General features: G+C 54.0%; 5 protein-coding genes and 1 other annotated feature. Of the genes, 2 read left to right on the top strand and 3 right to left on the bottom strand.

Annotated elements, in window-relative coordinates; translation table 11 throughout:
• Nucleotides 1-159: 159 nt before the first annotated feature.
• Genes Q0482_RS01855 through Q0482_RS01845 form a run of 3 tightly spaced genes read right to left on the bottom strand, consistent with a single transcriptional unit; the run spans nucleotide 160 to nucleotide 3,138 of the window.
• On the bottom strand, nucleotides 160-843 hold the full coding sequence (locus Q0482_RS01855; protein WP_299142631.1) for an energy-coupling factor transporter transmembrane component T: 684 nt from the start codon (nucleotides 841-843) through the stop codon (nucleotides 160-162).
• Nucleotides 840-1,658: an ABC transporter ATP-binding protein gene (locus tag Q0482_RS01850; RefSeq protein WP_299142630.1), complete on the bottom strand. Its 819-nt coding sequence runs from the start codon at nucleotides 1,656-1,658 to the stop codon at nucleotides 840-842. Before Q0482_RS01850 ends, Q0482_RS01855 begins: the two co-directional genes overlap by 4 nt.
• A complete protein-coding gene (locus tag Q0482_RS01845) occupies nucleotides 1,651-3,138 on the bottom strand; it encodes a tryptophan transporter (RefSeq protein WP_299142628.1) in 1,488 nt (495 codons plus the stop codon). The genes Q0482_RS01850 and Q0482_RS01845 overlap by 8 nt, the downstream gene beginning before the upstream one ends.
• Before the next feature lie 48 nt (nucleotides 3,139-3,186).
• Nucleotides 3,187-3,402: a binding site (T-box leader), on the bottom strand.
• A gap of 1,857 nt (nucleotides 3,403-5,259) precedes the next feature.
• Between Q0482_RS01845 and speF the strand changes: the two genes are divergently transcribed.
• Together speF and potE are read left to right on the top strand one after the other, a co-directional pair.
• On the top strand, nucleotides 5,260-7,437 hold the full coding sequence (speF, locus tag Q0482_RS01840) for an ornithine decarboxylase SpeF (RefSeq protein ID WP_299142627.1): 2,178 nt from the start codon (nucleotides 5,260-5,262) through the stop codon (nucleotides 7,435-7,437).
• Nucleotides 7,438-7,497: 60 nt separating this feature from the next.
• Nucleotides 7,498-8,874: a putrescine-ornithine antiporter gene (gene potE / locus Q0482_RS01835; RefSeq protein WP_299142625.1), complete on the top strand. Its 1,377-nt coding sequence runs from the start codon at nucleotides 7,498-7,500 to the stop codon at nucleotides 8,872-8,874.
• Nucleotides 8,875-9,946 lie beyond the last annotated feature (1,072 nt).

Genomic DNA, 9,946 nt, shown 5'->3' with positions numbered 1-9,946 from the left:
CGGGTCTGGACTTTCACCAGACTATACTATACACGCCGAACTGGCGCACAACCTGCGAACCCTCGGGGCGAAAGCCCCGTCAAACTTCGGTCCGAAGGGCCGTCAACCCTCACGCCCGCAGGGCGTGTCAAAAAAAGCACCCCCAGCAGGGTGCTTTTTTTACATTCCCATTTTCACCCGTCCGTAAATAACAGCGGCGGTGACGATGAGGATGAGGATCATGAAAAGGTAGTCTTTCCCTTTGGGCGCCACGCTTTCCATGAAGGTTCTTCTGGAGCCGCCGAAGCCTCGAAGTTCCAGGGAGAGGGCCATGGTTTCGCTTCTTCCCAGGGAGCGGAGCATGAGGGGTCTTACGATGGACATGTAGCGCTTCACCTGTTTGAAGAAGTTGCCTTTCACTGCCAGGCCGCGGCAGGCCTGGGCTTCGGAGACGGCTCTGTTTTCTTCTATGAAATCGGGGATGAAGCGAAGTCCTGCGGTGAACATGAAGGCGTATTCATAGGGAACTTTGAGCTGGCGCACCATGGCGGCGGTGAGGTCCTGCAGTTTCACGGTGCCCAAAAGGTAAATGAAGATGATGGTCATGCCCAGCATGCGGAGGGCTGCCACCACCGATTCTTCGGTGCTGCCGCCGCCCAGTTTTTCGATGGCTCCCAGAAGGGCTGCGAAAATGATGAGCATAATGAGGGCTTTCAAATTTTTGAAGAGTTCGCCGGAAACGAGAAGGATGAGCACTTCCAATGCGCAGAGGGCAAGAAGGCTTTCGGGCTTATGAAGAACAATGGCCCATACGGCGGTGCCCAGGGTTAAAAGGATTTTTGTAAGTGGTACCAGGTTTCTCATAAGGCAGCGCCTCCTTTCCGTTTCATAAATTCCCTGCAGAAGCTGTCCATGTCCCGGCAGTAGGGAGCGCCGGGGAGGCGCCGTCCCAGAAGGACAGCCGGCGGATAGGCCAGGCCCCAGTCTTCGGGGCGGTTAGCTTCGGAGAATAAGATTTCCGGCTTATCGTCAAAGACGGCTTTATGGCCTGCAATGACTACCACTCTGGTGCAGTCCCTTGCTACGATGTCCATGTCGTGGGTGACAAGAATGATGGTAATGCCTTTCTGCTGCAGTCTTTCCATTAATGCCATGAGCCTTTTCTTTTCTCTGCCGTCCTGTCCGCTGGTAGGTTCGTCCAGCACCAGGTATTCCGTATCCATGGCCAGGGCGGAGGCGATGGCCACCCGCTGCTGGTCGCCGCGGGAAAGGGTTCTGGGATATTCGGAAGAAAGGCTTTCGGTATCCGTGTCCGCCATGGCGCGGTCGATGGCCTCTTCCAGTTCCTGTCCCCGTTTTCCCTGATGGAAGGGTCCGAAGGCGATTTCTTCCCTGACCGTAGGCATGAACATCTGCCGGTCCGGCTGCTGGAAAACGTAGCCGATGAAACGGCTTCTCTTCGAAGCGTCTTCTTTCGTCACATCGGTGCCGTTATATAGGATGCTGCCGGAAGCGGGCTTTTCCAGTCCCGTCAGAAGACGGGTAATGGTGGTCTTGCCGCTGCCGTTTCTGCCGGTAATGGCCACGAATTCTCCCTTATCGAAGGAGAGGGATACATGGTCCAGTACCAGAGGCAGATTTTTTGCATAGCGGAATGATACATCTCTCAGTTCAAGCATGGTCCTTCCCTCCTTTCTCGAATGAATCCACCACAGACTGCTCTGCATCTTTAATATTCAGGAAGGGCTTTTCAAAGGAAATCCCTTCCTCTTCCAGTGTCAGCTGGGCTCTGTACATATCCGGAATGGCTTCTTCATAAATGTGGTCTTTCTTCATAACCCGCATCACCTCTTCCGGTTTGCCCTGGCTGATAATCTTTCCCTTATTCATAAGAATAAATTTCTTTGCATAGGGCAGGGCCGCTTCCAGATGGTGCTCTGCCACGATCACCGTGAGTCCTTCCTTCCGGTTCAGTTCGCCCACCATTTCATAAAATTCGCGGATGCCTTCGGGGTCCAGGGCAGAGGTCGGTTCATCGAATACCAGTACCTCCGGTTCCTCTGCCAGCACTGCAGCCACCACCAGACGCTGGCACTGGCCGCCGGAAAGGGTAGATACCTTCCTTTCTTCCAGTCCATCCAGATGCACCTTGGCCAGAGCTTCTTTGGACCGGCGGCGGATTTCATCCGGCGGGAAACCATGGTTCTCCAGGGTGAATGCCATTTCCTCCCCCACCGTCAATGTGACAATCTGGGCCTTGTAGTCTGAAAGGATGACGCCAATGGAAGAAGCCAGGTCCGCAATGGAATGCTGGGTCACCGCTTTGCCGCCGGTGAACACCATGCCCTCCATGGTACCGCCGTAGTAATGGGGAATGGCGCCGGCCATGGACATGAGAAGTGTGGTTTTGCCTGCGCCGTTAGGGCCGGTAACTACCACGAAATCCCCTTTCCCTACGGCCATGGATACATCGTCCAGCGCCTTCTTTTCAGAGAAGGGATAGGTGTAGCTGAGATGTTCCACAGAGATAACCCCTTCCTGCTGAGGAACCAGGTTAAGACCGCTGTGGTCGCTGTCCTCCACATCTGACTCCGCCATGTAGTGCATGGATTTGAAAAGACGGAGCGCCGGGAAATAGAGGAAAGGCGTAATAATGCCGTTTCCTACACCCACCATGACCACGGCGGGGAGCATACCGTAGAGATAAACCTTCATAGGAATGCCCATGACCAGGGTCAGGATAGAAACAAAGGTGAAACCGGACACGCAGGTGGTAATGAAACCTGCAATGGCAGGACGGAGAGAAAACTTTCCGATTTTGATAGGCGGCACGGAATGGGCAAAGAAACCTGCCACATAGGCACCGAAGAATTCGGAAGCAAAATCGCCGTAGGGGAAAGCGGACTTACTGGTAAACACTTCCATGAGAGCCGCCACCATGCAGATGCCCAGGCACTGCTTGTAGCTGGGCTTCGTCAGAAGGATGGCCACCACATAGCAGGCAATCATCCAGTTCGGCGTAAAACCCGCCACCGACGGGGACACCAGATGGAGCAGCATGCCGATGGCAAGCATGAGCGTGGAAATGGTCAGCCAGCGGAACCTTCCTCCCCTCGCTTTCGTAAAGACAAGCTTTGATACGTCCATGACCTGTTCCATATGAAATCCTCCTGTAAAATAAAAATCCTTCCATCCCTCTGCTCTACGCAAAGGGACGAAAGGATATATTCCGCGGTACCACCCAGATTGGCAAATGCCCAGCTCTTCTTCCTCTAACGGTGAAATCCGTCTGCCTCTACCCCATCCGGCTCGAGACAGCACCTCCCAGGCCCATTCATCAAGACTGCCATACCGGACTTCCACTTGCGCCGGCTCCCTTGGATGGCTTCCGTCAGGACTACTCTTCCTGTTCAAAGGCTTTATATATGAAATGAGTATAGCACCCCCAGGAGATGGTGTCAACGGGAAAGTGAGAGGGAGATAGAGAAAGGTTCTTAGGATTGACCGGCCTTTGGGGCCACTGGGTTCAGAGGAAAAGGTTCTTAAGATTGACAGGCCTTCGGCCTGAAGGTTCTTAGGTTTGACGGCGCCTGTGGCGCCGAGGGTTGCGGTGGCGGCACAGCCGCAACTAAAAAGGGGGGGTGCGGCTGACGCCGCAGGTTGTGTAGAAGGGTTGTGTTTCAAGGGGCGAAGAAAGGTTCAGAGGGTTCCCTCCCCCTATTGTGCCCCCGCTTGCGGGGTGGCAAGGGAACTGGATTCGTAGGGAGCCCTTGGGCGACTGAGAATCCAGTGACACGCTTCCCTATGGGTAAAGGTGGTGCGTCAGCACCAAAGGGGGCGGGCCCTCCGGGCCCGAGGGTTGTGGTGGCGGCTGCGCCGCAGTATAAAAAGGGGCGCGGCTGTCGCCGCAGGTTGTGTAGAAAGGTTGTGTAGAAAGGGGCTGGAAAAGGTTCTTAAGATTGACCGGCCTTTGGCCGGAGGGTTCTTAGGTTTGACGGGCCTACGGCCCGAGGGTTGTGGATTGCCCTGCGGGCAATGCTTATGAAGTCAGCGTTACGGGAATGCCTTTCTATCACATAAGTCACTCTAACCTTGGTGGTGAGTTAGCCACCTCTGGTGGCCTTCCCCCCTTTGGTGCCTACGGCACCACCTTTGCCCCGGTGGGAAGCGTGTCACTGGATTTTCGGGTCACTGCGTTCCCCTACAAATCCAGTTCCCTTGCCACCCCGCTGTATCGGTCGGGCGACAAAAGGAAAGCGCCCTTATGGGCAGGCTAGGCGCCTTACTTTGCCCGACTTGCACATCCTATGCAGGATGTGCACAGGGGACAATAAAGCTCTGTATAACATTTCGCTTATAAGTGGCTCTACATTAAGCACGGGTTGTTGTCCCACCGCTTGCGGGGGGAAGGTGGTGGCGCCAGCCACCAAAGGGGGAGTGCTTTTCCATCGCCCGTCAGGGCGGTTGTAAAGGTTTTATCATACTGGCGCCCCCATATTTCCAAAAGGCGCCCACCACCTGCCGCCGCAGGCGGCCCCCGATCCCGGTCCCGATCCCGATCTCGACCCCGACCCCGACCACGACCACGAACGCCGCAGGCGCTCCCTTCCACCACTGATGTGGTCCTCTTCCCCTGAGAAATCCAGCAGCCAGGGACTAGCAGCTTGTAGCTTGTAGCTTGTAGCTTGTGGCTTGTATCTAGTAGCTAGTAACTAGGAACCAGCCACCAGCCACTAGCCACTAAATTATCCCGACCCCGATCCCGATTCCAATCGCGCCGCAGGCGCATCCCGATTCTAATCAATAACTTTTTTGATATCATTATCTCTTCACCTCGTATCCCAAATCCCCTATTATTATATTTACATATAATACCCCTCCCATTTCCATCCCTTTTTCCCTCTCCGCCGGAGTCCTCCATCTTCCATTTCGCCTGTTTCATCCCTCCCATCCCGATATGGCGCCCGAGCTTTCTGCTCATTATATCCATTTTCCTCAGCCCATGAAATGCATTGAATCCATACTCTGCTATCCTCAGGCATAACTAATAACAATTCTGTTATTAGTTATGCCTGATTTCTTTTATCCATGCAAATTGTAATGGTTTTTCCGTATTTCCATTTTCGAAAAGAATCGGTATTGGAGTATTTCTTCGTTTTTCTATACAATAGGCACAGTAAAGGACATGAGTCCTGTGTAAGGGATTCGGAGGTGCGGTGCTGTGCACACACCGCTTCCTCTACATTCATAACAAAATGTTCAGTACAGGAGGTTTCAATCGTGAAACATTTAAAAATCGCTTATTCTGACAAAGCCCTCGAAATTTTCGGAAGCATTCCGGCAAGGGAAGCTGTCAATGTGAATGATACCGACTTCACCGATGTGGGTGCTGTGGTCATTGCAGACACTGACACCGATGTTCTTCAGAAGGAAATGATTTTTGCCTTCAAAATTCCTGTTCTTCTGATCCGCACGAAGGAAGGTCCGGTGGCTGATGAAGTCATCAGCAAGGTATACCGGGTTATCGATCTGAATGAAACAGACCACGATTTCTATAACCGCCAGATTGAGAGCGCTGCTTCCCACTATGAAGACAATGTGCTTCCTCCTTTCTTCAAGGATCTGGAGAAGTATGTGGAAAACGGGTATTCCCAGTTTGACTGCCCAGGCCACCAGGGCGGCGCTTTCTTCAGAAAGCACCCGGCAGGCCGCGCATTCTACGATTTCTTCGGCGAAAACACATTCAGAGCTGACCTGTGCAATGCAGACGTAGCCATGGGGGACCTCCTCATTCACGAAGGCCCGGCACTGGCAGCCCAGAAGCATGCAGCAAGGGTATACAACGCTGACAAGACTTACTTCGTACTGAACGGCACTTCCACTTCCAACAAGGTGGTGCTGAATGCCGTCCTCACCCCCGGCGATATCGTCCTCTTCGACCGCAACAACCACAAATCCATCGACCACGGTGCTCTGGTGCTGGCAGGAGCTACACCGGTTTACCTGGAAACAGAAAGAAATGCATTCGGCTCCATCGGCGGCATTCCGGAACACTGCTTCAACGAAGAATACATCAGAAAGCTGGTAGCTGAAAAGGATCCGGTGAAAGCAAAGGCAAAGAGACCCATCCGTCTGGCAGTCATCCAGCTGGGCACCTACGACGGCTGCATCTACAATGCCCGCCAGGTAGTAGACAAGATCGGCCACCTCTGCGACTACATTTTCTTCGACTCCGCATGGGTAGGTTATGAACAGTTCATCCCCATGATGAAAGACTGCTCTCCCCTTCTCCTGGATCTCGGACCGGAAGACCCGGGCATCTTCGTTACCCAGTCCGTCCACAAACAGCAGGCCGGCTTCTCCATGACCTCCCAGATTCACAAGAAGGACTCCCACATCAAAGGCCAGGACCGCTATGTACCTCATAAGAGAGTGAACAATGCATTCATGATGCACGCTTCCACCTCCCCGCTGTACCAGCTCTTCGCTGCCCTTGACGTAAATGCCAAGATGCATGAAGGGGAAGCAGGGAAGAAGCTCTGGAGAGACGCTGTGAAACTGGTCATTGAAACCAGAAAACAGGTACTCCGCAACTGCCACTACATCCGTCCTCTCGTTCCCCCCGTTGTTTACGGAAAGAAATGGGAAGAAGGGGATACGGAAAAAATGGCCAATGATATCAACTACTGGGCCTTCGAACCGGGTGCCAAATGGCACGGCTTCGACGGCTACGGCAAGGGCCAGTACTTCATCGACCCCATGAAGCTGCAGTTCGTCACCGCAGGCATTGATGTGGAAAACGGCGGCTATGAAGAATTCGGCATTCCCGGCAACATTCTGGCCAACTACCTCCGTGAAAACGGCATTATTCCGGAAAAATGCGACCTGAACGACATTCTCTTCCTCATGACCCCCGCTGAAAATGAAACAAAGATGAATGACCTGGTGGCCAAACTCATCCGTTTCGAACAGCTCATTGACCAGGATGCACCCATGTCCGAAGTTCTTCCTTCCATCTACAATGCTTATGAAGAAAAATACAGAGGATACACCATCCGCCGTCTCTGCCAGGAAATGCACGATTTCTACAAGGACCGTGAAGTTTCCACCCTGCAGAAGCAGCTCTTCCTGAAGGACTATTTCCCGGAATACGTAATGAATCCACAGGAAGCGCAGTATGAATTCATGAGAGCCCACGGCGAACTGGTGGACCTGGCTGAAGCAGAAGGCCGCACCGCACTGGAAGGCGCTCTCCCCTATCCGCCAGGAGTACTCTGCGTACACCCCGGTGAAAAATGGTCCAAAACCGCTGTCACCTATTTCCTTGACCTGGTAGAAGGCATTAACCAGCTCCCCGGCTTCGCTCCTGAAATTCAGGGCGTATACGTACAGACCGGTGAAGACGGAAAGAAACATGCCTACGGCTATGTACTGAAAAAGGAATTTGAAAAGAAATAATGACTCATCAGGAAGCGGGGAAATAGGATTTCCCCATCCTTCCTGTCAAAGGAGATAATCATGAGCAAAGCAAATAAAATGAGCGTTTTCCAGCTCACCATCCTGACAGCAGTGAACATGATGGGTTCCGGCATTATCATGCTCCCGTCCAAGCTGGCCCAGGTAGGCGCCCTGTCTATCGTTTCCTGGCTTGTAACTGCCGTAGGCTCCATGGCACTTGCCTATGTATTTGCCAAGTGCGGCATGTACAGCAAAAAAGGCGGCGGCATGGGCGGCTACGCTGAATATTCCTTCGGCAAGGCAGGCAACTTCCTTGCCAACTACACCTACGGTGTGTCCCTGATCTTTGCCAACACGGCCATAGCCATTTCAGCCGTAGGCTATGCCCTGGGCTTCCTGGATACCACTCTGGACCCCGTCATGACCTGCGCAGCCACCATCTTCACCCTGTGGCTGGCCACCGTCCTCAACTTCGGCGGCGCCAAGTATACCGGACAGGTATCCTCCATCACCGTATGGGGCGTCATCATCCCCTGTATCGGCCTGGCATTCGTAGGCTGGTTCTGGTTCTCCCCATCCATGTACTCCGCTAACTGGAACGTACATGACCTTGGATTCGGCGAAGCAGCCATGAACGCCATCACCATGACCCTCTGGGCATTCCTGGGTATGGAATCCGCCTGCGCCAACGCCGACGCCGTGGACAATCCTGAAAAGAACGTGCCGAAAGCCGTTCTCGGCGGCACCCTGCTGGCAGCAGCCTGCTACATCGTTTCCACCAACATCATCTTCGGTATCGTTCCTGCCGACACCCTCGTTTCCAGCTCCGCCCCCTTCGGCCTCGTATTCTCCCAGATGTTCGGCGGCACCGTAGGCAAGATCATCATGGGCCTTATGGTCCTCTCCTGCTTCGGCTCCCTCCTGGGCTGGCAGTTCACCATTGCCAACGTATTCAAGGCAGGCAGTGATGAAGGCTACTTCCCCGCTTTCCTGAAAAAAGTCACCTCCCACGGTGCACCTATCGCCGGCATGGTAGCCATCACCATCATCCAGTCCCTCTTCTCCCTCATGACCATCAGCCCCTCTCTGAACGAACAGTTCGAGACACTGGTCAACCTGGCAGTTATCACCAACATTATGCCCTACCTCCTCTGCATGGCTTCCATCGTAGTCATCATGAAAGCCGTAGACCATCTGGGCAGCGAACTCAAAACAACCAAGTTCATCGCATTCATCGCATCCCTCTACAGCCTCTATGCATGCTACGCCTCCGGCTTTGAAGCCATGACCTACGGCGCCATCGTCACCGTATTCGGCTGGACACTCTACGGATTCGTCTCCGACCGCTTCGACCTGAAAAAAGCAAAAGCAGACAACGAAGCCATCGTCTCCGGCAAAGATCCCGCCGACGCCGTTCCTGCAGCTGCAGAAAAATAAAAGAAAACCCGCTCCCCCGCCGCCTATGGCCGGTTCGGGGCAGAGCCGGCCATAATCTACAACAGAAAACCACCGTCCTCATCGAGGACGGTGGTTTTCTGTTCTTATATTTTATTGTCCCCCTCTTGCGGCTCCCTCAAACTATTGTGCCCCCGCTTGCGGCACCAAAGGGGGAGCGGGCCCGCAGGGCCCGAAGGTTGTGGTGGCGGCTGACGCCGCAGGTTGTGTAGAAGGGTTGTATAGAAAGGGGTGGGAAAAGGTTCTTAAGATTGACCGGCCTTTGGCCGGAGGGTTCTCAGGTTTGACGGGCCTACGGCCCGAGGGTTGTGGATTGCCCTTCGGGCCACTAAGTAGGAAGTCAGCGTTACGGGAATGCCTTTCTATCACATAAGTCACTCTAACCTTGGTGGTGAGTTAGCCACCTCTGGTGGCTTTCCCCCCTTTGGTGCCTACGGCACCACCTTCCCCCCGCTGTGCGGTGGGACTACAACCCGTGCTTAATGTAGAGCAACTTTTGAGAAAAATGATTCGCGGAGCCTTGTTCTGCCACCGCTTGCGGGGGAAGTCCCGCGAAGCGGGCAAGGGGGAAACTCTTTTCCTTCGCCCGCCAGGGCGGTTGTACGGTTTTATCATACTGGCGGCCCCGATCCTCGATCCCGATCTTCGATCCCAGCCGCAGAGCGGCTGCACACCCAAAGGCGGCATGGGCTCGCTTCGCTCGCCCCCCCTTCCACCACTGACGTAGTCCTCTTCCCCTGAGAAATCCAGCAGTCAGGGACTAGCAGCTTGTAGCTTGTAGCTTGTAGCTTGTGGCTTGTGGCTTGTATCTAGTAGCTAGTAACTAGGAACCAGCCACTAGCCACTAGCCACTAAATTATCCCAATCCCAATCCCAATCCCGGTCCCGATCCCGATCTCAATCCCGGTCCCGATCCCGATCCCAATCGCGCCGAAGGCGCTCCCATCCACCACTGACGTAGTCCTCTTCCCCTGAGAAATCCAGCAGTCAGGGACCAGCAGCTTGTAGCTTGTGGCTTGTGGCTTGTATCTAGTAGCTAGTAACTAGGAACCAG

Source organism: uncultured Dialister sp. (assembly GCF_937959425.1).
Lineage (GTDB): Bacteria > Bacillota > Negativicutes > Veillonellales > Dialisteraceae > Dialister.
The sequence above is the reverse complement of the archived record's forward strand: the minus strand, read 5'-3'. Positions and strand labels throughout refer to the sequence as shown.